Annotated in this window: 20 protein-coding genes; 10 read left to right on the top strand and 10 right to left on the bottom strand. The window is 52.2% G+C overall.

All coding sequences use genetic code 11. The annotated features are described in order from the left end of the window. Positions 1 to 13: 13 nt before the first annotated feature. The 7 genes from G604_RS0109740 to G604_RS0109710 all read left to right on the top strand — a co-directional run bounded on the left by G604_RS0109740 (position 14) and on the right by G604_RS0109710 (position 5,110). A complete protein-coding gene (locus G604_RS0109740) occupies positions 14 to 550 on the top strand; it encodes an OmpH family outer membrane protein (RefSeq protein ID WP_036905270.1) in 537 nt (178 codons plus the stop codon). A 90-nt stretch (positions 551 to 640) separates the two neighbouring features. Further along, positions 641 to 1,126 carry an OmpH family outer membrane protein gene (locus G604_RS0109735; RefSeq protein WP_028910394.1) on the top strand — a complete coding sequence of 162 codons (486 nt, stop codon included), beginning with the start codon at positions 641 to 643 and terminating at the stop codon, positions 1,124 to 1,126. Positions 1,127 to 1,135: 9 nt separating this feature from the next. Next, on the top strand, positions 1,136 to 1,639 hold the full coding sequence (locus tag G604_RS0109730; protein WP_028910393.1) for an OmpH family outer membrane protein: 504 nt from the start codon (positions 1,136 to 1,138) through the stop codon (positions 1,637 to 1,639). Positions 1,640 to 1,645: 6 nt separating this feature from the next. Next, complete coding sequence (gene murI / locus G604_RS0109725) at positions 1,646 to 2,488, top strand: glutamate racemase (protein ID WP_028910392.1); 843 nt, start codon at positions 1,646 to 1,648, stop codon at positions 2,486 to 2,488. Positions 2,489 to 2,564: 76 nt separating this feature from the next. Then, complete coding sequence (gene rbfA / locus G604_RS0109720) at positions 2,565 to 2,900, top strand: 30S ribosome-binding factor RbfA (RefSeq protein ID WP_028910391.1); 336 nt, start codon at positions 2,565 to 2,567, stop codon at positions 2,898 to 2,900. A gap of 13 nt (positions 2,901 to 2,913) precedes the next feature. Next, entirely contained in the window at positions 2,914 to 4,143 is a 1,230-nt protein-coding gene (locus G604_RS0109715; protein WP_028910390.1) for an FtsX-like permease family protein, read from the top strand. Positions 4,144 to 4,255: 112 nt separating this feature from the next. Then, positions 4,256 to 5,110 (top strand): PfkB family carbohydrate kinase, encoded by an 855-nt coding sequence (locus tag G604_RS0109710; protein WP_028910389.1) that lies wholly within the window; start codon positions 4,256 to 4,258, stop codon positions 5,108 to 5,110. Here G604_RS0109710 and G604_RS14125 read toward each other — a convergent pair. From G604_RS14125 to aroQ, 3 genes are all read right to left on the bottom strand, one after another. Then, positions 5,072 to 5,722, bottom strand: coding sequence for an ABC transporter ATP-binding protein (locus tag G604_RS14125; RefSeq protein ID WP_036905267.1), 651 nt, complete (start codon positions 5,720 to 5,722; stop codon positions 5,072 to 5,074). The two genes, G604_RS0109710 and G604_RS14125, sit on opposite strands and share 39 nt — an antisense overlap. A 62-nt stretch (positions 5,723 to 5,784) precedes the next feature. Further along, positions 5,785 to 6,444: an O-methyltransferase gene (locus G604_RS0109700; RefSeq protein ID WP_028910388.1), complete on the bottom strand. Its 660-nt coding sequence runs from the start codon at positions 6,442 to 6,444 to the stop codon at positions 5,785 to 5,787. After that, positions 6,434 to 6,862 (bottom strand): type II 3-dehydroquinate dehydratase, encoded by a 429-nt coding sequence (gene aroQ, locus G604_RS0109695; protein ID WP_028910387.1) that lies wholly within the window; start codon positions 6,860 to 6,862, stop codon positions 6,434 to 6,436. Before aroQ ends, G604_RS0109700 begins: the two co-directional genes overlap by 11 nt. An 88-nt stretch (positions 6,863 to 6,950) precedes the next feature. Between aroQ and xerA the strand changes: the two genes are divergently transcribed. After that, on the top strand, positions 6,951 to 7,862 hold the full coding sequence (gene xerA, locus G604_RS0109690; RefSeq protein WP_036905263.1) for a site-specific tyrosine recombinase/integron integrase: 912 nt from the start codon (positions 6,951 to 6,953) through the stop codon (positions 7,860 to 7,862). A gap of 300 nt (positions 7,863 to 8,162) precedes the next feature. On the opposite strand, the gene G604_RS0109685 is transcribed toward xerA, so the two are convergent. After that, positions 8,163 to 9,164, bottom strand: coding sequence for an endonuclease/exonuclease/phosphatase family protein (locus G604_RS0109685; protein WP_028910385.1), 1,002 nt, complete (start codon positions 9,162 to 9,164; stop codon positions 8,163 to 8,165). Between the two features lie 705 nt (positions 9,165 to 9,869). Between G604_RS0109685 and G604_RS0109680 the strand changes: the two genes are divergently transcribed. After that, the gene (locus G604_RS0109680) at positions 9,870 to 11,411 is read left to right on the top strand and encodes an ATP-binding protein (RefSeq protein WP_028910384.1); all 1,542 of its coding nucleotides are present in this window, start codon (positions 9,870 to 9,872) and stop codon (positions 11,409 to 11,411) included. A 16-nt stretch (positions 11,412 to 11,427) separates the two neighbouring features. Then, a complete protein-coding gene (locus tag G604_RS0109675; RefSeq protein WP_028910383.1) occupies positions 11,428 to 12,966 on the top strand; it encodes a phosphoethanolamine transferase in 1,539 nt (512 codons plus the stop codon). Here the strand turns inward: G604_RS0109675 and G604_RS0109670 are convergent. The 6 genes from G604_RS0109670 to G604_RS0109645 form a co-directional block, all read right to left on the bottom strand. Next, the gene (locus G604_RS0109670; protein ID WP_231376133.1) at positions 12,963 to 13,937 is read right to left on the bottom strand and encodes an acyltransferase family protein; all 975 of its coding nucleotides are present in this window, start codon (positions 13,935 to 13,937) and stop codon (positions 12,963 to 12,965) included. The genes G604_RS0109675 and G604_RS0109670 overlap by 4 nt on opposite strands. 100 nt (positions 13,938 to 14,037) lie before the next feature. Next, positions 14,038 to 16,050, bottom strand: a complete 2,013-nt coding sequence (locus G604_RS0109665; RefSeq protein WP_036905260.1) for a two-component regulator propeller domain-containing protein — start codon at positions 16,048 to 16,050, stop codon at positions 14,038 to 14,040. A gap of 3 nt (positions 16,051 to 16,053) precedes the next feature. Next, positions 16,054 to 16,653: a non-canonical purine NTP diphosphatase gene (locus tag G604_RS0109660; RefSeq protein ID WP_028910380.1), complete on the bottom strand. Its 600-nt coding sequence runs from the start codon at positions 16,651 to 16,653 to the stop codon at positions 16,054 to 16,056. Continuing rightward, positions 16,650 to 17,606, bottom strand: a complete 957-nt coding sequence (locus tag G604_RS0109655) for a YitT family protein (protein WP_028910379.1) — start codon at positions 17,604 to 17,606, stop codon at positions 16,650 to 16,652. The genes G604_RS0109660 and G604_RS0109655 overlap by 4 nt, the downstream gene beginning before the upstream one ends. A 1-nt stretch (position 17,607) precedes the next feature. Next, a complete protein-coding gene (gene leuS / locus G604_RS0109650; RefSeq protein ID WP_028910378.1) occupies positions 17,608 to 20,496 on the bottom strand; it encodes a leucine--tRNA ligase in 2,889 nt (962 codons plus the stop codon). A 229-nt stretch (positions 20,497 to 20,725) separates the two neighbouring features. After that, the gene (locus G604_RS0109645) at positions 20,726 to 21,373 is read right to left on the bottom strand and encodes a DUF4294 domain-containing protein (RefSeq protein ID WP_028910377.1); all 648 of its coding nucleotides are present in this window, start codon (positions 21,371 to 21,373) and stop codon (positions 20,726 to 20,728) included. Positions 21,374 to 21,428: the final 55 nt, after the last annotated feature.

Here is a 21,428-nt window from a genome sequence, read left to right as displayed (position 1 = left end):
AAAACATAAGGAAATGAAAAAATTGAATGTATGGGGGGTAAAGATCGCATGCCTTCTTTGCCTTTTCGCTTTTTCTACCTTCCACGCCCACGCCCAGAAGTTCGCACTTGTGGACATGGAGTATATCTTGAAGAACGTGCCGGCTTATGAGCGTGCCAACGAGCAGCTCAATCAGGTCAGCAAGAAATGGCAGGCTGAGGTCGACGTCCTCAACCAGCAGGCTGCCACGCTCTACAAGAACTATCAGAACGAGGTTGTCTTCCTCTCCCAGGAGCAGAAGAAGAGCCGTCAGGAAGCCATCATGAACAAGGAGAAGGAAGCCTCTGACCTGAAGAAGAAATACTTCGGTCCCGAGGGTGAGCTCTACAAGAAGCGTGAGGCCCTGATGAGTCCTATCCAGGAAGAGATCTACAATGCCGTGAAGGAGATCTCCGAGAACCGCGGTTATAGCCTGATTATCGACCGTGCCAGCAACTCCGGCATCATCTATGGCTCTCCGAAGGTAGATATTAGTAATGAAGTGCTCGAAAAGTTAGGTTATTCCAAATAAAAACATTATATTTGCACCCGAAAACGCGGCGGGGCAGGCTCCGCCCCCTAGCCGTCGAGTAAAAACGTAAATTATAAACAAAGAGTAAATATGAAAAAACTGATTTTGATGTTGTTGCTGTGCGCACCGATGACTATGTTCGCACAGAAATTTGCAAAGGTGAACACGCAGACCATCATGCAGGCAATGCCTGAGGTCGCAAAGGCTAACGGTGACATGCAGGCTCTCCAGAAGCAGAAGGAGAACGAGCTCAAGGCCATGCAGGACGAGCTCCAGCGTAAGGTCGACGAGTATCAGAAGGCTCAGAGCACGATGAACGCCACGGCCAAGAAGGCCAAGGAGGACGAGCTGAATCAGCTGAACCAGAAGATCCAGCAGGCTTACCAGGACGGCCAGAACGAGCTGCAGAAGAAGAGCGCCGAGCTCCTCGCTCCTATCCAGGAGAAGGTCCGCAATGCCATCGACGCTGTCGGCAAGGCAGGCAACTATACTTACATCTTCGAGGATGGCGTAGCCATCTATGCCGGTCCGATGGTAGAGGATGTCACTGCCAAGGTTCAGGCCAAACTGAAGTAAAGAAACAGGATGAAGAAACTCATCTTAATATTCACACTGATGCTGCTGCCGCTCCTTGCGAGTGCGCAGCAGTTTCGTTTTGGCTACTTCTCCATGGAGAAGGTGTTGCCGCAGGTGGCCGGTTACGCTCTGGCCCGTCATCAGGTGGACCAGCTCTCTCAGCAGTATGCCGCCGAGCTGAAGCGTGCCGAGGACGAGTTCAATGCGAAATATGAGGATTTCCTCTCTACGCAGAGCACGCTGGCGCCGTCGATCCGCGACAAGCGGCAGGCGGAGCTGAAGGATCTGCTGATGAAGAATATGGCCTTCAAGGAGCAGAGCCGCAAGCTCCTCGACCAGAGTGAGAAGGCGGCGATGGCACCGTTGCGACAGAAGGTCTACAGTGCCCTGGCACGCATCGGTGAGCAGCAGGGCCTCGCCTTCATCATCAACAACGACCGCGGCACGCTGCCTTATATCAATGCGCAGAATGGCGTGGATGTCACCGACCAGCTGCTGAGCATATTAAAGTAAAAGCCAATGAAACTTCCATCATCTCCCGGACCTATCGGCGTCTTCGATTCCGGTTATGGCGGGCTGACGATCCTCCATGGTATCCGTCAGCTCATGCCTGAGTACGATTATATCTATCTCGGCGATAATGCCCGTGCCCCTTACGGCACGCGCTCTTTCGACGTGGTCTATAAGTTCACGCGGCAGGCCGTCATCAAGCTCTTTGAGGAAGGCTGCCAGCTTGTGATCCTCGGTTGTAACACTGCTTCCGCCAAGGCCCTGCGTACGATCCAGCAGAAAGACCTCCCTGAGCTCGATCCGAAGCGCCGCGTCCTCGGCGTTATCCGTCCTACGGCAGAGATTATCGGCAAGTTGACCCGCAACAACCATGTCGGACTTCTCGGAACGGAGGGAACGGTGAAGAGCCACAGCTACGACATGGAGATTGCCAAGCTCTGGCCCGATATCAAGGTCAGCGGCGTCGCCTGTCCTTTTTGGGTGCCTCTGATCGAATATAATGAGGCCGACAGTCCCGGAGCCGACTATTTCGTGAAGAAGCGCATCGACGAGCTCATGCGCCAGGATCCCGATATCGACACGATCATCCTTGGCTGCACCCATTACCCGTTGCTCATGCCGAAGATTCTGAAATATGTGAAGCCCGGCGTGCGCATCGTTCCCCAAGGCGAGTATGTCGCCGAGAGTCTGAAGGATTATCTCCATCGTCACGGCGATATGGATGCCCGTTGCACGAAGGGCGGCACGTGCCGTTATCTCACGACAGAGAATCCCGACAAGTTCAAGGAGAGTGCCCGCATCTTCCTGAAGGAGGATGTCCTCGTGAGCCATATCGATCTCGGCGAATGCTGAACGGAACATAATAAATGATGTCCCTACTTGCGGCCACGCACCCACAATGGGTCGAAACCATTAAAAGAAAAAAACAATGCAAGAAACAAGACAAAACCGTATAGCCCGTCTCCTTCAGAAGGAGCTGGCTCTTATCTTCCAGCGTCAGACGAGTAAGACCCATGGCACACTGGTGAGTGTCACCCGTTGCCGTGTCTCTCCCGATCTGAGTATCTGTACGGCCTATCTGAGTATCTTTCCCAGTGAGAAGGGCGAGGAGATCATTGCGAATATCCGTGAGAGTGAGAAGACGCTGCGTTACGAGCTTGGACAGCATGTCGGCAAACAGCTGCGCATCGTCCCGGAGCTCCGCTTCTTCCTCGATGACAGTCTCGACTATCTCGAGCATATTGATGAACTGTTGAAGAAGTAAGGCATAGCGTATCATGAATTTCCCGTTCTTCATCGCCCGTCGCTACCTCTTCTCGAAGAAGAGTACCCATGCCATCAATATCATCTCGGCTATCTCGGCCATCGGCATCGCCGTGGCTACGGCGGCCCTCGTCATCGTACTGAGTGTCTTCAATGGTTTCCATGACCTCGTGGCGACACTCTTCACGTCGTTGGACCCTCAGCTCGAGCTCGTGCCGGCGCGGGGCAAGACGGTAGCTGCCGATGATCCCGTGCTGACGAAGGTCCGGCAGCTGCCGCAGATTGCCGTCACTTCGGAGTGTGTGGAGGACCAGGCGTTGGCCGTCTTCGGCGATCACCAGGCGATGGTCACGGTGAAGGGCGTGGATGACAATTTTACGGAGTTGTCGCATATCAATGATATTCTCGATGGCGACGGCTCCTTTCAGACGCATGTCGCCAACCTCGAATTCGGCACGCCGGGCATCCGCCTCGCTGCACAGTTAGGGACGGGTGCTAAATGGAATGGTTATCTGCGCATCTATGCCCCCGTGCGTACGGGCCAGCTCGACCAGGCCAATCCCACGTCGGGCTTTGTCGTTGACTCGCTGATCTCTTCCGGCGTCGTCTTCTCCGTGAAGCAGGCGAAATATGATGCCAACTATATCATCACGTCCATCGGCTTCGCCCGCCGCCTCTTCGGAGACCAAGGGATGATTTCCAGTCTTGAACTTCGTTTGAAGCCCGGTAGTGATCTTGGGGCCGTAAAGGCGGAGATCCAGAAGATCTGCGCGGATAAATATCGTGTGCTCGACCGTTTTGAGCAGCAGGAGGACACGTTTAAGATCATGAATGTGGAGAAGCTCATGGCCTATCTTTTCCTGACGTTCATCCTCGTCGTCGCCTGCTTTAACATCATCGGATCACTGTCGATGCTCATCATCGACAAGAAGAATGACGTCGTGACACTGCGGAATCTCGGCGCCACAGAGAAACAGATCGTACATATCTTCCTTTTTGAAGGTCGTATGATCTCCGTTCTGGGTGCCATCATTGGTATCGGCATTGGTCTTCTCCTCTGTTGGCTGCAGCAGACCTACGGCTTTGTAGCCCTCGGCGAGACACAGGGCTCGTTCATTGTCGACGCTTATCCCGTGAGTGTCCACTACAGTGATGTGCTGATCGTCTTCCTGACGGTCATCGCCGTTAGTTGGATCGCCGTTTATTATCCCGTCCGTTATTTGGCCAAGCGCCTGTTGGCATAACCGGCCTTCGTAGGGGGGCGTCTCAACAGCGCCTCCTCGCGCTTGCAAAGCGCAAGCACATGGCGGCAAGCCATAAAACAAGGGCCGCCCTTATGTAAGAATGATCAAAGAAATGAAGAAAGTAGATATCTGTTGTATCGGTCATTTGACCAAGGACCTGATCATTACGCCCGGCAATGAGGTGAAGATGACGGGAGGTACGGCCTATTATTTCGGCGTTGCCCTCAGCCATCTGCCGAAAGCCGTCTCTTTCAATATTGTCACGAAGATGGCGGAGGAAGATGCGGCTCCTGTTGAGGCCATGCGTCAGGAAGGCATTGATATCACCTGTTTTCCTTCCCGTCATACCGTTTGTTTTGAGAATATCTACGGAGCAGATTTCAATAACCGCCGGCAGCGCGTCCCTGCAAAGGCTGATTCTTTCACGATAGATGAGTTGCAGGATATCGATGCCCGCATCTATCATCTCGGCAGTCTGTTGCAAGATGATTTCTCCCCGGAATTAATCGAAGCGTTATCCCAAAAAGGTCGTATATCCATTGATGTACAAGGCTTTCTCCGAGAGGTACGGGACGAGAATGTCTATCCCGTAGACTGGAAAGCGAAGAAAGCGATCTTGGCGCATACCTGGTATCTGAAGGTGAATGAGGAAGAGATGCAGACGATTACGGGCCTCGATGATCCCCATGCCGCAGCGCAGCAGCTCCGGGAATGGGGTGTTCGTGAAGTCGTGATCACCCTCGGTGACCGTGGCTCCCTGGCTTATGTCGATGGGAACTATGAAGATATCCCCGCTTTTCCCGCCAAGGCCGTCGTCGATGCCACGGGCTGCGGCGATACTTACAGTGCCGGTTATCTCTATGGAAGAGTGCAGGGGTGGAGTCCGTTGGAGAGTGGCCGTTATGCCGCAAGGATGTGTACGGAGAAGTTATCCCATCACGGACCCTTCAAAGGGTTCACCGAGTAGGATAGCGCGGTCAGTATAGGGACGGGCCTGGTCGAGATCGTGTGTAGAAGCGAGGATGGCTTTTCGCTCGTTGTGCGCCAGTTCATGGAGCAGGCGGAAGAGATCGCTCTTGCTGGGATAGTCGAGGAAGGCCGTCGGCTCGTCGAGGAGGATCACGGAAGTCTGTTGCGCCAATGCCTTGGCGATCATGACCTTCTGTCGCTCACCGTCGCTGAGCGTTCCCATCTTCCGGTCACGGAGATCGTCGATGCCCACACGGTGTATGGCGGCATCGACGACGGTCTTGTCTTCCGTCGACAGCCGTCCCCAGAAATTCGTATAGGGCGTGCGGCCCATGGCGACCATATCCTCCACGGAGAACATCTTCGCCCGCGGCTTCTCCGTGAGGACGACGGCGATATGACGGGGCACGCGCATCGTCCCCGAGAGCGGTGGGATGATGCCGCAGAGCGTGCGCAGGAGCGTTGACTTCCCCGTGCCGTTGCGGCCGATGAGACAGACGAACTCCCCCGGACGGACCTGCTCGTTGAGTGGGCCCGCCACGCGGATTTGCTCGCCACGGCGGTGATAGCCGATGACGAGGTTTTCTAATACCAAGCCTTCTTCTTTCATATTCTTGAGGTTTCGTCTGCTTGCAAAGCAGACGCACTTAGCGGCAGGCCCCACTTGACGGTCTATCGTTTGCGGATGAGGGTGAGGCCGTCGCGGACGGGGAGGATGACCTGTTCCACGCGCGGATCACGGGCGATAAAGTCGTTGAAGTCCTCGATGCCGTGCGTCTGCTTGTCTTTATCATAAGCAGGATCGACGACATGGCCGTCCCACAGCGTGTTGTCGGCGAGGATGAAGCCGCCGGGGCGCAGGATCTTCAGCACCATCTCGTAACAGTCGCGATAGGTACGCTTGTCGCCATCGACGAAGGCCATATCGAACGAGATGCCGAGCTGCGGCGCCAATGTCATGGCGTCACCGATGCGGAAATCGATATAATCCGCCACGTCGGAGCCGTCAATCCACGGCCGCGTGAAGTCTTCCATCTCATCGTTGATCTCAAACGTATAGAGTTTTCTCGTAGGCTGTTCTCCGGCTGTCGTGTCTTTCGACAGTTCCTTCAGACCCTCTGCCATACAGATAGCGCTGTAGCCGGAGAAGGTGCCGACCTCCAGGATATGCTGCGGCCGGATCATCTCCACGAACATCTTCAGCAGGCGTCCCTGCAGATGTCCCGAGGCCATACGTCCGTGGATAGTATGGATATTCGTGGCGCGCCAGAGCTGGTGGAGGTAATCACCTTCGGGCTCACTGTGGGAGAGGATATATTCGTCAAGCGTCATGGTTGAGGATGCCCTGGATAGCCATGTCGTAGCCGAAGAGTCCGAAGCCGCAGATCACGCCGAGGCAGGCGGGAGAGAGATAGGAGTGGTGGCGGAACTCTTCACGCTTGTGGACATTACTGATATGTACTTCCACGACGGGACATTTCAGGCTGCGGATACAGTCCTGCAGGGCGATACTCGTATGAGTGTAAGCACCGGCGTTGAGGACGATACCGTCGTAGTCAAAGCCGACCTCCTGCATCTTGTCGATAAGCTCGCCTTCGATATTGCTCTGATAGTAATCAATCTGCAAATCAGGATATTTCCCACGCAAAACGGGGAGATAGCTCTCGAAAGAGTTCTTGCCGTAGATGCCCGGCTCCCGGATGCCCAGGAGGTTGAGGTTCGGACCATTGATAATCTGTATTTTCTTCATCTTATTCTGTTTAGTGTCTTGCAAAAGTAATAGATATTTTTGAGAAACACTGCTTTTTTCCAAGAAAAAATCATTATCTTTGTCACTGATGGATCAGAAAGAATATCTCAAACGCTATATGCGTTATCTCAAACTCGAATGCGGCTACAGTGCCAACACGCAGGCGGCTTATCAGCATGACCTTCTCTTCCTCTTTCATTTTCTGGAAGATCAAGGAAAGACGGTCACAGAGGTAAAGCTCGCCGATCTCGAGACGTTTGCCGCCGGTCTTCATGACCAGGGTATCGGGCCGCGTTCACAGGGGCGCATTCTCAGCGGCGTACGTTCGTTCTATCGCTTCCTTCTTTTGGAGGGCGACGTGAAGGATGACCCCACGGAACTGTTGCCGTGGCCGACGATCGGCGAACATCTTCCGGAATACCTCACTACGGAGGAAGTGGACCAGCTGGAGGCGTCCATCGATCTGTCGAAATGGGAAGGACAACGCAACAAGGCGATCATCGAGACGCTCTTCTCCTGTGGCCTCCGCGTATCGGAGCTCGTCAATCTTAAAATTTCAGATATTTATTTTGATGAGAAATTCATCCGTGTGCTGGGAAAGGGCAACAAGGAACGTCTGGTGCCGATCTCCGATGAGGCGATCAAACAGGTCAACCTGTGGTTTGTCGACCGCCGTCAGATGAAGATCAAGGAAGGAGAGGAGGATTATGTCTTTCTCAACCGTCGCGGCCATCATCTCACGCGTACGATGATCCTCATCATGATCAAGCGTCAGGCCGTGGCAGCGGGAATCACGAAAACCATCTCTCCCCATACCCTCCGCCATTCGTTTGCTACGGCACTCTTGAAGGGCGGCGCTGATCTGCGTGCCATCCAGATGTTGCTCGGTCATGAGCGCCTGGAGACAACGGAGATTTACACGCACATGGAAGTCTCCGATCTGCGTCGTGAGATCCTGGAACATTTCCCGAGAAATATCAAAAAGAAAGGGAAAATGTAGGGACATGATTTATCATGTTCCGCGCTTACCGCATGGTACGGCATATCAACTCTTTATATCATAGAGAATCAAAGTATTTATCAATATCCTCATGCGATGATAGTTTGATACAGTTGCCTTTTTTACATTCCTCGTGGGCTTTGTCAATTTTTGCTTTTACACTTTTTGTAATTTTCAATGTCTTCATATTTCTATATTTTATAAATTAGACCGATAGGAATTTGGGGTAACATCCGACCTGTCGGTCGGCGGGCCGCCACAAGGGACGGCCCCTGCAAATGGATCGTTGGTTATCTATTATTACGGGAACCACAGCACCAATGGCAGGTGATCACTGTATCCGGGCTGATAACGGGGACCGTAATAGGTGCGGAAGGGTTTGACACTGCCGTACTTCTTCTCTTCCTCCATGAGCCAGGGGAGATCGCCGATGATACAGGCATGCGAACGGGCGGCAAGGGAAGGCGAGAGAAAGAAGTGGTCAAGGCTTCCCCATTCGCCCTGATAGCGGTAGGTTCCGCGGGCACCATGGGAGCCTGTGGCATCACGCGAGACCTCTGTCATGTCGTGCCAGGAGAGTTTGATGAGGGCGGGCGAGGAACTATAGTCGTTGAAATCACCGCCGATGAGGATCATGGCTTCCGGTTGTTGTTGTCGGATGGAGTCGATGCAGTTCTCGAGTCGTTGTTCCACCGCCAGACGATAGGGCCGTGAGAACGCCTCTCCGCCGCTGCGGCTCGGGGCATGGACCACAAGGACATGGAGCGTGTCTTGGAGTGCCTCGTTCTGTTGAGGAGTAGTACCGATCTGTCCGAGTACGATGCCGCAGACGTAGAGAATATCGCGCGTTGGACGAAAGTGCTTATCGGGTGGGGCAATACGGAGGCTGTGCCAGGAGAGCGGGTGGAAAGCAAAGGGATTATACATCAGTGCCACGTCAATGCCGCGGAGATCAGGACTGTTGGTCATGAGATACTGGTAGCGGGCCCGCCGGAGCAGCGACCGCTGGGTAAGATCGCGCATCACGGAGTCGTTCTCCACCTCACAGAGCAGGACGAGATCGGGGAGATGTCCGTCGTTCTCTTGCCCGTCGTTGGCTTCTTTTACCGGCAGTTCACCGAGCGCGATGAGTTCCTGTCCGATATGATTCACTTTCCGCCAGTAGCGTGTATGAGTCCAGTGGTGTGTGGACGAAGGCAGGAATTCCTGATCCTCTTTCAACGTGTCGTGCTGACAGTCGAAGAGGTTCTCGCAGTTAAGTTCCACGACGGTGAATAGGCTGATGAGGAAAGAGACGAGCATAGGCGAATAGATTTTACCGATAAGACAAAGATACGGCTTTCTTTCGGGAGAACAAAAAACTTTGGGGAAAAATTGAGGAGTTACATACAAATTCTTGCTAATGCAACAGCGGTTACAGTAACGGCCGTTGCATTAATTCGTTTAAAATGTATCGACGAAACCGGGGTAGTTTTTCAGGCCTCAAAACTCGCGGATTTTCGAAGAACTTGTCCTCTCTTCTGAAATTCGCGATTCTCAGCAATTTTTGCAACTTGTTGATTGATAAGGAATTGTAAAAACAAGGGATTTTATATTGCATAAATATCTGTATAAAACCCTAAAAATAGCGTCGAAAATGGCGGAATATGCAAAATTTTGATCGTGTTTTCGCCTCGTAAACATCGTGCAGAATTTCATAAACATCGTAGATAGCAAAATATCTCCGAAAGACAGGCCGGAAAAGACGTTGTTTTTGTCTTTCCGGAGCCTTTTGGAGCCAAATTTCTCTCTAGTTTGCAAGTACAGTTTGTCAAGATTTTTGAATTTTCTGAATTTTTCGATTGATTTTTGATCACGAATAAATTGATATCACCGACGGATAGGGTGTAGTTTGGTGAAGAAAAAAGGCTATTACCCAGTTAGACTTTTTGTGATAAAATAAATACCGGAATAGCGTGTGAATATCAGAATTTATTTGTATTTTTGCCTTGTAATAAAGACAAGCGTATGAAGTATCCCATCGGTATCCAAAATTTCGAAAGCCTTCGTCAGGATGGTTATGTATATGTTGACAAGACCGCCCTTTTGTATAAACTTGCGTCTGAAGGTCGTTATTATTTTCTGAGTCGTCCCCGTCGATTCGGAAAGAGTCTGCTGATTTCTACGCTGGAAGCCTATTTCTCCGGAAAGAAGGAACTGTTTCAGGGATTGGCCATCGAACAGTTGGAAAAAGATTGGACCGCCTATCCCGTATTGCACATGGATCTGAACAGTCGGAATTACCTCAATGAAGAATCCTTGGAGAATGAGCTGAAGAAACACCTGGAACTATGGGAAGACCGTTATGGCGATAGATATCGTGACCGTGCGATCGAGGAGCGCTTCTATCATATTGTCCGGTTAGCCTATGAGAAGACTGGGAAACGTTGTGTCATCCTGGTCGATGAATACGACAAGCCCCTCCTTCAGACACTCAGCAACAGTAGTCTGCAGGATAGTTATCGGGCAACGTTGAAAGCCTTCTATTCTGTTTTGAAGACTCAGGATCAATATATCAAGTTTGCCCTACTCACCGGCGTGACGAAATTCGGAAAAGTCAGCGTGTTCTCCGATCTGAATAACCTCATCGACTTATCAATGGATGAGCGTTACCAGACCATTTGCGGTATTACGCAAGAAGAGATTCTCCGCTATTTCCCAACGTCTATCCACGGCCTTGCCCAAGCCTATCATATCAGTGATGAGGAGGCCCTTGCCCGGTTGGAGCGAGACTATGACGGTTATCATTTCGTGGAGCATGGCGTGGGCATCTATAACCCTTTCAGTTTGTTGAATACCCTCAGCAGACAAAAATTCGGTCGCTATTGGTTTGAGACGGGTACGCCATCTTATCTTGTGGAGGTGATGAAACAAGATAATTATCCGCTTCCCGACCTTACACAGGAACAGGTGACGGGCGATTTCCTCAACAGTATTGACTCCATGTCGAAGAATCCCATTCCTTTGATTTATCAGAGTGGTTACCTGACGATTAAGGATTATGATGAGCGTTTTGGATTCTATACGCTCGGTTTCCCGAATAAGGAAGTGGAGGAAGGTTTCACGGATTATCTGTTGCCTTTCTACACGAATATCCAGCAGGGAGAGTCCGCCTTTTATATCGGTAATTTTGTGAAGGATCTGGAAAAGGGACGTGTGGATGACTTCATGCGTCGCATGGAGACCATGCTGTCGGATACCGACTACAAGATCGTCGGTGACAGTGAGTTGTATTTCCAGAATGCCTTTTATCTTATTGCCCGCATGCTCGGCTTCTATACGGAAGTGGAACGGACAACGAGCAACGGCAGAATGGATATGACTGTAAAAACCAAAGACTATATTTATATCTTTGAGTTCAAGCTTGACGGCAGTGCCGATGATGCCCTGCGACAGATTGATGAGAAAGGTTATGCCAAGCACTTCGCCCTCGATCCTCGCCCGCTGATAAAGGTTGGCGTGAACTTCTCGCTGAAGAAGCGGTGCGTGGAAGAGTGGAAGAAAGACTAATAACACGTGCAGCATCATGGAAGAACTTAGAAATGACGAGAAGAAAAAGGGGTGGAAAAAGGAAATTCTCTTTCCGGTCCTCTTAAGTTTATTTTATGGTATCGCCTTCATCTTTGCTGATTTTTACAATATGCCTGTGGCAGGGATGAAGGACTTTGTGATACTGGCGCTGCAATGGGATGTCATTGTGTTGGCGACATATGGATTGCTGTTGCTGTTATCGCTGAATCGTTACGTCTTTGCGGTGACCTTTCCCCTATTGACGTTGGCCTGTACGGTATTGACCTATTTTAAGTACACGGTGAAGGTGTCATTGACGGCAAGCGTATGGGATTTGGTACTTGTAAACGATTTCCAAACATCGATGGAGGTTGTCTCTTGGGCTTTGGTAGTACTCGTCATTCTGTCTATAGCTCTGTCGCTGGCGGTAGTATATGTTCGTTTCAGGTATATACGGTATTATCATCCGGTCTTTTGGTTGATTGTGGCTTTGGCCCTTGTTGGTTTTACTAATAGCTATTACCCTATACAGCGTCCTGTGAGTTATCGTATGCCTTATAATATCTACTATAGTTTCCGTGATTACCAAGGCATCAAGCGAACAATCAGTGAGCATCGTCCACCATTCTCGCGTAAGATTAAGAGCGATGATGACAGTGTGACCGTTGTTTTCATTTTGGGAGAATCGTTACGGTCGAAGAATCTCCCGGCGAACGGTTACGGAAGGAATACGACACCGCGGCTGCTTAAAGAACACAATGTGGTATGGTTGCCGAATATCCATTCTCCTTATGGCTATACCCATACAAGTGTACCCTATCTACTCACGCGTGCTGACAGGCTCCACCCCGAAAGAGCCTATGAGGAGCGGTCGTTTATTGACCTGTTCAAGGCTGCAGGTTTCAAAACCTCGTGGATAGGCAATCAAGAGTCAGACCCTACATTCCTTTATTTCATGGAGGAAGCTGACACGCTGACATTTGTCAATGGTGGGAAGACCGTCTACAGCCTTGATCAATGGCTGGACGGGAACCTTCTGCCGCCTTTCCGTCAGCAGTTGGATAGGGATGGCGGCAAGAAACTATTTATACTCCATACAATCGGCTCTCACTGGTATTACCGTTCTCATTATCCTGATGCTTTTGCCTGCTGGAAGCCGGAAATCCACAGTAAGATCGTTTCTTCGAACAGTCATGAGCAAATGGTGAACTCATATGACAATACCATTCTCTATTCCGATAGTATCTGGGAGGAGATTATCAATAGCGTCAGAAACAATGACGCAATCGTTGTCTACCTTTCTGATCACTCGGAATGCATGGGAGAGAACGGAGAATATACCCACGGAGGAACGGAAAAAGAAGCCCTCCACTATCCCGCATGTTGGGTGTGGTATTCCGATCGTTATGCCCAAAAACACGGTGACAAGGTAAGGGCATTGCGGGAGAATAGCCGACGTCGCTACGATTCTTCCTTCCTCTTTCATTCCCTTCTCGATGCTGCAGATCTGGAGACTCCTTATCTAAACCGTAAATTCAGCATCTTCAGTCATTAACGCCTCTTGCCCGTGAGTACCGGAGGTAGGAAGCGATAGCAGAGCCATGTAAGGAGGGTGATGGCCATAAAGTTGAGGAGGAAAGCGATGGGGACCTTCCAATACTCGCCGTTGAAGTAGAATCCTATTTTCCGCAGAAGAATGGCCATAACAAGGGGTATACCGCTACAGAAGAAGTAGTAGACTAGACTATGCCTTCCTGTCCACTCGATGAATGATATCCGTGGTATCTTCTTCGCTAAAGGGCAGATAAGAAATATGCTTGTAAGAGAGTCGACTAGGAAGAGAGGATAATGGGAGATATTAATGGGACTGATGATTTCCTCATAATGATGGGTATAGATAATAGTCTTCACAGCGAAGAAGATGACGGCAAGGAGGACGAGGAGAGGGGGCGTGACCTTCTTGAATAAATCGTAACGATGGACGAGATAGCCGAGGAGGAGGAAGGGGAGGACGACAATAGCTTCGTCTGCATGCCAGAAATTATAGGGCGTGGTGAGAAAACCTGTGCCCCAAAGAAAGGAGAGGATGGTGGATGCTGCCAGGAACATGAGGAGCCAAGATAAGCGTAGACTCCTGATGCTAAGGATGGCGGTGAGGAGAACTTCCACTACGGATAGGGCTGTGACGAACCACGACTGTTGACCTGTGAGCACATTGGTGAGAAGGGCGCCGAGTTGGAAGTCGTTACCATGGAGGAGACTCTTAGGCAGCGAGAGGGCAATCATGAAGAAGAAATAGGGGATAATGATACTGTGAAGGATGGACTTCAGCTTATGGACGGGTTGGAAATCGGTAGGACGGTAGAAGAGATACCCGGAGATGAAATAGAAGATGACGAGGACATTGCTTACATAAAGGCTGTAGGGGATGATATGGTAGTCTACGAACCATGATTCTGTATGATCGTATACGATAGCGGTCATACAGCATCCGCGGAGAAGGTCAATCCATAGTTCACGTTTCATCATCACTGTAAATAAGAAGGTTCACGACGTGTAGCCATCAAGATCGTCATAGACTCACCGATGAGGGTCATGGCTGGGAGGAAGCAGAGATCATTGAGGCTTATCTGACGATAGCGATCTTGCATACTGTACCCTTTTCTCCTGTTTCCGTCGCGGTCTCCACCATATAGATACCGCTGGCGACGGCCTTGCCCTTCTGGTCATTGCCGTCCCATTCGTAGCGTCCACCCGTACTCTTGCCCTCATTAACGAGGGTGCCATTGCTGCTGACGATCTTTACGTCGGCATCATAGGTCAGGCCGACAATGGTGATCACGCCCGTATAACCTGGTTTCACGGGATTGGGATAGGCATAAGTTTTGTCCTTATTCATTTCCTCGGCGGGCGTAGTGGCGTCGCTCTGCCAGGAACAGAGGCCGTTGGTGGTGGCAAAGAATACCTCGCCCGTCTCACCGTTGATGGCGATGCTGCTGACGACATCGGAGAGGAGGCCACTGTTGGCGGCCGTGAAATGCTGCACCTGCGTGTAGTTATCCTCGCTGATGAGATAAGCGCCCTGGCCGTTCGTACCGAACCATTTGCGGCCGGCACCGTCGATGGCGATGCACGAGATATCGATACCCGTCAGGAGGTAGTCGGCGAGATTCGTACCGTCGTTGCGCGGCACTTTGATCTGGTTGAAGACCGGCGTGTCGTTGTTCATCTCACTGCTCTCGAGATAGAAGGGCCCCTTCGTGGTGCACACCCATAGGTTGTTGTCCTTGTCTTCCACAACTTCATGTACACGTACATCGGTATAGCTCGTGCCGTCTTCATTATAGAATATGGTAACCGCCTTGGCGGCATCCGTGGACGTGTTCAGGGCGAAGAGGCCCGGCGTATACCAGTGCTGGTTGCCGAACCACAGGATGCCACGGCTGTCGACCATCGGTGACACCATATTAAATAAGGAGAGGTTATTCTCGTTGGAGATGAAGGTGGAGGAGTGATGCGACACCCATTGGCCGGCGTTCGTCATCTCTACAACAGACTGGTTCTCAGCGCCACTGTTCAACAGCCACAGATTACCGGCGTTGTCGAAAGTGATGCCTTCGACGAGTGTATAGGCGGGATTGCCTGTTACGGCAGACTCGAGCGGCGTGTTGTTGAAATTATATGTGGTGACATATCTTCCCCGGTTGAACTCATAGACACCCGTACGACCGGCGACGAGGACACGGCTGGTATCCGTGGGGTCGACATCGATGTCCGTATTGTCGAGAAAGGCATAGCCCGTGATCTTGTTAATGGTATCGGGAAAGATCTGCCACGTGTCATTGGACCGCAATACCTGTACCGTTCCCGGATACTGCTGTTCCACACCGGCGGCGAAACCTCCGCCGACCGTATACAGGTTGCCGTATTTGAATTTGATCTTACCGAAATGATTATATTTCGGTCCGCCGGGCTGCAACGTCTTCGCCACGGCGATGTCCGCGCTCTTGTCTTCCGCAGGCTGGGCCTGATAGGCGCCGACGCGTGACCACACGCTCTTGTCGAGGAGATTATCGGTGAGCAAGGCGCGGTAATGGCCGCTGGCTTTGCTCTGCGCATGGATATAGCCGTCAGCGATCGTGCACCACTGCACCTTTATGCCAAGCTGATAGGTGTCGGCGATGAGGGCGTCGCTGACGTCGACCTTCATGATGCCGAAGTCGGTGCAAAGATAGGCGTATCTGCCTTGGCAATAGATGGAGTAGACCGTCTTTCCCGTCGTGAGGTTGGCATTGTAGAGATCACTGATGTTCGTTACGGTGCCGTTGGCATCGAGAATGTCGATGTTGCTGTCGTCGTAGACGATGATGAGGCGCTGTGCCGTACGGTTGTATTTGATGAGGCTGACATGAGTATCAGAGAGTCCCGTCGCCTTGTCGTAGGTCGTGATACTCTTGTCATTGGTGTTATAGACATAGAGGCCGTCTGACGCCTGCACATAGAGCAGCGTCCCTGCTTTCTCCACATCCTGTACCTCTGAATAGGCGAGATAGTCTTTCCAGCCGGAGGCATAGAGAGGTAAAGAAGTAAAGAAGTAAAGAAGTAAAAAGGCTATGCCTTGAAAACACCCATGTCTCATACTTTATTCTGCTAACAGATGCTCAGCCAACTGTTTCACGGCGCGGGCACGATGGCTGATTTGATTCTTGATATCCTCACCGAGTTCGGCGAAACTCTTGTCGTAACCATCGGGGATGAAGAGGGGATCATATCCGAAGCCGGCAGTGCCGTGCTTCTCCGTGTCGATACGGCCTTTCACCTCGCCCTCGAAAGCATACTCACGGCTGCAGACGGTACTGTCGCCCTCTTTCTGGATCAGAGCGATGACGGTACGGAAGCGGGCCTTGCGGTTGGGCTTTCCGTCGAGCTCACGCAGCAGTTTCGCCATGTTGGCCTCACTGTCATGATCCGTCCCTTCGGCATAACGGGCACTGTGGACGCCGGGGGCACCATCGAGGGCTTCCACCTCGAGGCCCGTGTCATCGGCGAAACAGTCATAGCCGTATTTCTCAAAGACATAGCTGGCTTTCTGATGGGCGTTCTCCTCGAGCGTCATGCCTGTCTCGGGGATATCCTCATGGCAGCCGATGTCATTGAGGGAGAGTATTTCAAATTTATCTCCAAGGATCTCACGGATCTCCTGGAGCTTATGCGCGTTGTTCGTTGCAAAAACAATCTTCATTCTTCTTTCTTTGTTAAATTCAAACTCTTCCGGTGGGCATCGGTGATCTTCACCTTCATCTCATCGAAGCCCTCACCATAGACACCGACGACGGCACTCTGGCTGACGAAAGCATTGGGATCGATCATCTTGATGAGGCGCTGCATCGTCACGCTCTCACGCTTACGGGCCAGGATGCACAGCACCTTCACCTCATTGCCGGTAAACCAGCCGTGGCCGTCGAGGATCGTCACGCCATGTTCCATCTGTGTGCCGATGGCATTGGCGATCTCCTGCCATTTCTTGGAGATGATGAGGAACTGCACGCTCTGTCGGCGCGCGTTCATCACGTAGTCGAGGGTGAAATTCTCGATGACCATCGTACAGAGACCGAACACGCATTTATGGATTCGGGGCAGCGTGTCACCGAACTCAGGGATGAACATACAGGATCCGATGATACAGAGGTCAACGAGGATGAGCACCTGACCGAGTGAGAGGTTATAGTATTTGTTGACGCAGGCGGCGATGATATCCGTGCCTCCCGTCGACCCGTTGTTCAGGAAGACGATGGCGAGGGCGGAGCCCGTGAAGGAGCAGCCGATGATCAGCGACATGAACGCCTGGTCGGGTCCGAGAATCTGATAGAACTGATGTGTGGCGGGATCGGTCATGAGCACCTGCGCGTATTTCAGCATGAGGAAGAGCATGATGATGGCGTAGATCGTCTTCACCATGAACTTCAGGCCGAGGATCTTCAGGGCCACGACGAGGAGGGCGATATTGATGAACAGATAACTGTCCTGGATCGGGAACCGCGTGGCGTAGAAGATGATAGCCGCCAGACCGGTCACTCCTCCCGTCACGATCTGATAGGGGAGGAGGAACACGCACCACCCGAAGGTGTAGAGCATCAATCCAAGTGTGATGAAGGTATAGTCCTTCACCTCACGCATCACATTCTGATGAACCATTTTACTTCTTCAATACTACATTGACGATCTTCTTCGGGACGATGATGACCTTCAGAATATCTTTACCACCAATATATTTCTGACTCTTCTCATCTTCGAGGACGGCCTTCTGGATATCCTCACGGCTGGCATCCACGGGGAATGTCTTCTGGAAACGGGCCTTGCCGTTGAAGGAGATGGTCAGCTGCATATCACTCTCCACGAGATACTTCTCGTCATACGTCGGCCATTGGGCATCGCATACCGTCGTCGTCTCACCGAGGGCGCTGTGCCACAGTTCCTCGGCGATATGGGGCGCAAACGGCGCGATGAGGATCACGAGGTCGCGGAGGAGCTCACGGCTGTGGCATTTCTGCTGGCCGAGCTCGCCGACGGCGATCATGAAGGCGGAGATAGATGTGTTGTAGGAGAACTTCTCAATGTCCTCACTGACTTTCTTGATGAGTTTATGGACACTCTTCAGGCTGTCCTTCGACGGCGCGTCGTCATTGACGAGGAGCTCGCCGCTGCGGTTGTCGTAGAAGAGGTTCCAGAACTTCTTCAGGAAGCGGAAGCAGCCGTCGATACCATTCGTATCCCACGGTTTGCTGGCCTCCACGGGACCGAGGAACATCTCATAGAGACGCAGGGTGTCGGCGCCGTAGTCCTTGATGATATCATCAGGGTTGACGACGTTGAACATACTCTTACTCATCTTCTCGATGGCCCAGCCACAGACATACTTGCCGTTGGCTCCGTCGACAGACTTCGTGCCATCGTCGAAGATGAACTGCGCGTCCTTGTACTCCGGGCGCCACTGGCGGAAGGCATCGATGTCGAGGACATCGTTCTTCACGAGGTTCACCCATACATGGATCGGTGTGGTGTCGTAGTTGTCCTTCTGTCCCTTGGAGACGAAGACGGGTGCCTTGTCGTGATCGGCATCATTGATACGGTAGACGAAGTTGCTACGGCCCTGGATCATACCCTGGTTGACGAGCTTCTGGAACGGCTCTTCCTTGCAACTGTAGCCGTAGTCGTGGAGGAACTTATTCCAGAAACGGCTGTAGATCAGGTGACCCGTGGCATGCTCCGTACCGCCGACATAGAGGTCGACATTCTGCCAGTACTCGTCAGCCTCCTTGCTCACGAGAGCCTCGTCGTTGTGCGGGTCCATATAGCGGAGGTAATAGGCGCTGCTGCCGGCGAAACCGGGCATCGTGCAGAGCTCGATGGGGAAGACCGTCTGGTTGTCGATCGTTGCGACATCAACGACAGTGTTCGTCTTCGTGTCCCAAGCCCATTTCTTGGCACGGCCCAAGGGCGGCTGGCCGTCTTCCGTAGGCTCATACTTGTCGATCTCCGGGAGCTCCAGCGGCAGGCACTCTTCGGGGATCATCTGCGGCATACCATCCTTATAATATACCGGGAACGGCTCGCCCCAGTAACGCTGACGACTGAAGATGGCGTCACGCAGACGGTAGTTGATCTGCACATGACCGAGGTGATGTTCAGTGACGAACTGCTTCGTGGCAGCGATGGCCTCTTTCACGGTCTTGCCGTTGAGGTTGAAGCCGTCGAGGGCCTTGACACCGTCCTTCGGACTGTTCATGACGATACCCTCCTTGGCATCGAAGCTCTCCTTACTGACATCGGCGCCCTCGATGAGCGGGATGATGGGGAGATTGAAATGTTTAGCGAAGGCATAGTCGCGGCTGTCGTGGGCCGGCACGGCCATGATGGCGCCGGTGCCATAACCGGCGAGGACATATTCGGAGATCCAGATAGGAATCTTCTCACCCGTGAACGGGTTGATGGCATAGGAACCGGAGAAGACGCCCGTGACCTTACGGTCGCTCATACGCTCCAGCTCCGTACGCTTCTTCACATAGTCGAGATATTTGTCGACCTCGGCCTTCTGGGCCTCGGTGGTCAGTTGTGCCACAAGCTCACTCTCCGGGGCGAGGACCATGAAGGTCACGCCGAAGATGGTGTCGGCACGTGTGGTGAAGATGACAAACGACTGGTCGGAGTCAGCGACGCGGAACGTCATCTCCGTTCCCTCGGAGCGGCCGATCCAGTTGCGCTGCGTCTCCTTGATGGAGTCGCTCCAGTCGATGGTGTCGAGACCGTCGAGGAGGCGCTGGGCATAGGCGGAGACACGCAGGCACCACTGCTTCATCTTCTTCTGTACCACGGCGAAGCCACCACGGACACTGACGCCGTTGACGACCTCATCATTGGCCAGTACGGTGCCGAGGCCCGGACACCAGTTGACGACCGTCTCACCGAGGTAGGCGATGCGGTAGTTCATCAAGGTCTGCTCCTTCTCCTTCTCGCTCATGGCCTTCCATTCGTCAGCCGTGAAGGAGAGCTCCTCGCTCTGCGCGACGTCGAGGCCTTCCGTTCCCTTCTCCTCGAGATGGGCGACGAGCTTAGAGATCGGCTGCGCGCTCTGGCATTGGTTGCAGTAGAAGGAGTTGAACATCTTCTCGAAAGCCCACTGCGTCCAGTGATAATAATGGGGATCACACGTGCGCACCTCACGGCTCCAGTCGAAGGAGAAGCCGATCTTGTCGAGCTGCTCACGGTAGTGGTTGATGTTCCGCTCCGTGGTGATGGCGGGATGCTGGCCCGTCTGGATCGCATATTGTTCGGCAGGAAGACCGTAGGCATCATAGCCCATGGGGTTGAGGACGTTGAAGCCTTTCAGCCGTTTGTAGCGGGCATAGATATCACTGGCGATATAGCCCAGCGGATGACCTACATGCAGGCCGGCCCCTGACGGATAGGGGAACATGTTCAGCACATAGTACTTCTGCTTCGTCTTGTCCTCTGTGACACGGTAGGTCTGGTTCTTCACCCATTCCTTGTGCCATTTCTCTTCAATCTCCCTGAAATTATATTCCATATTGTTTAATAATTTTGTTTTCGTGTGGTTATTATTGAATTTTCTGCAAAATTACAAAAAAACAGTCGAACGGCAAAGCGGTTTCACTTTTATTATTTTCCGAATAATCCACATTGCAGGGGCCGTCCCTTGTGGCGGCCCGTCGGCGGTACGCCGAATCGGAATGCGCATATGGATGGAATGCCGTTCCGGCATCGGGCCGCCACAAGGGCCGGCCCCTGCAAGGGAATCAAAGCTGTCCGCTCTCCACTTTGCGGACGATGCGCTCGGTGACACGGTCGGCGCCGTTGGGATCATATTTCTTCATCAGTGAGGCTCCGAAGGTCCAGGCAAAGGCCTGGTAGAAACCGGCACGGACAGGACCGAGGAAAGCCTGGATGAGCTGGTAGCCGCTGCTGTTGGTCTCGCGGTATACGAGTTTGATGAGGAGCTTACCCTGACTGTAGGTGAGCTTCTTCATGCGCGGCGTATACTCCTTCTTGATCTCTTTCTCCACAATTTTCATGTGGGCGTCCTTGGCCTTCTTGTTCGGCAGCGTCTGGAGATACTGGTAGGTCTCAATGACAATCTGATTCACCTCCTTGGCGATGGGCAGCACTTTCTTGATGTTGTAGACCAGTCGGTTGTAGGCCGCCCGCTCCTGCGCGTTCTTGAAGACGGGAACAGGGTAGACATACACGTTGTTGAGCTCCACATACTGGATGGAGTCATGGTTGAGAAGGACCTTTCCCACTTTGACTTTCGGCTCCATCGTCGGCGTGTTCATATCCACTTCCAGATCTTCGGGGTTGACATGTCCGGGCCGGTCGTCCTGAGCCCGCAGCGGAGCGCAGACGACGGTGAGCAGGAGAAGGAGAAAAACTATTTTCGTTTGCATAAAATTACCTGATACGCTTTTTACGCCGCAAAAATACAACTTATTTATGAAAAAG

It is taken from the genome of Prevotella sp. AGR2160 (assembly GCF_000424185.1).
Classification (GTDB): Bacteria; Bacteroidota; Bacteroidia; order Bacteroidales; family Bacteroidaceae; genus Prevotella.
This window is presented reverse-complemented; position numbering and strand designations above follow the sequence as displayed.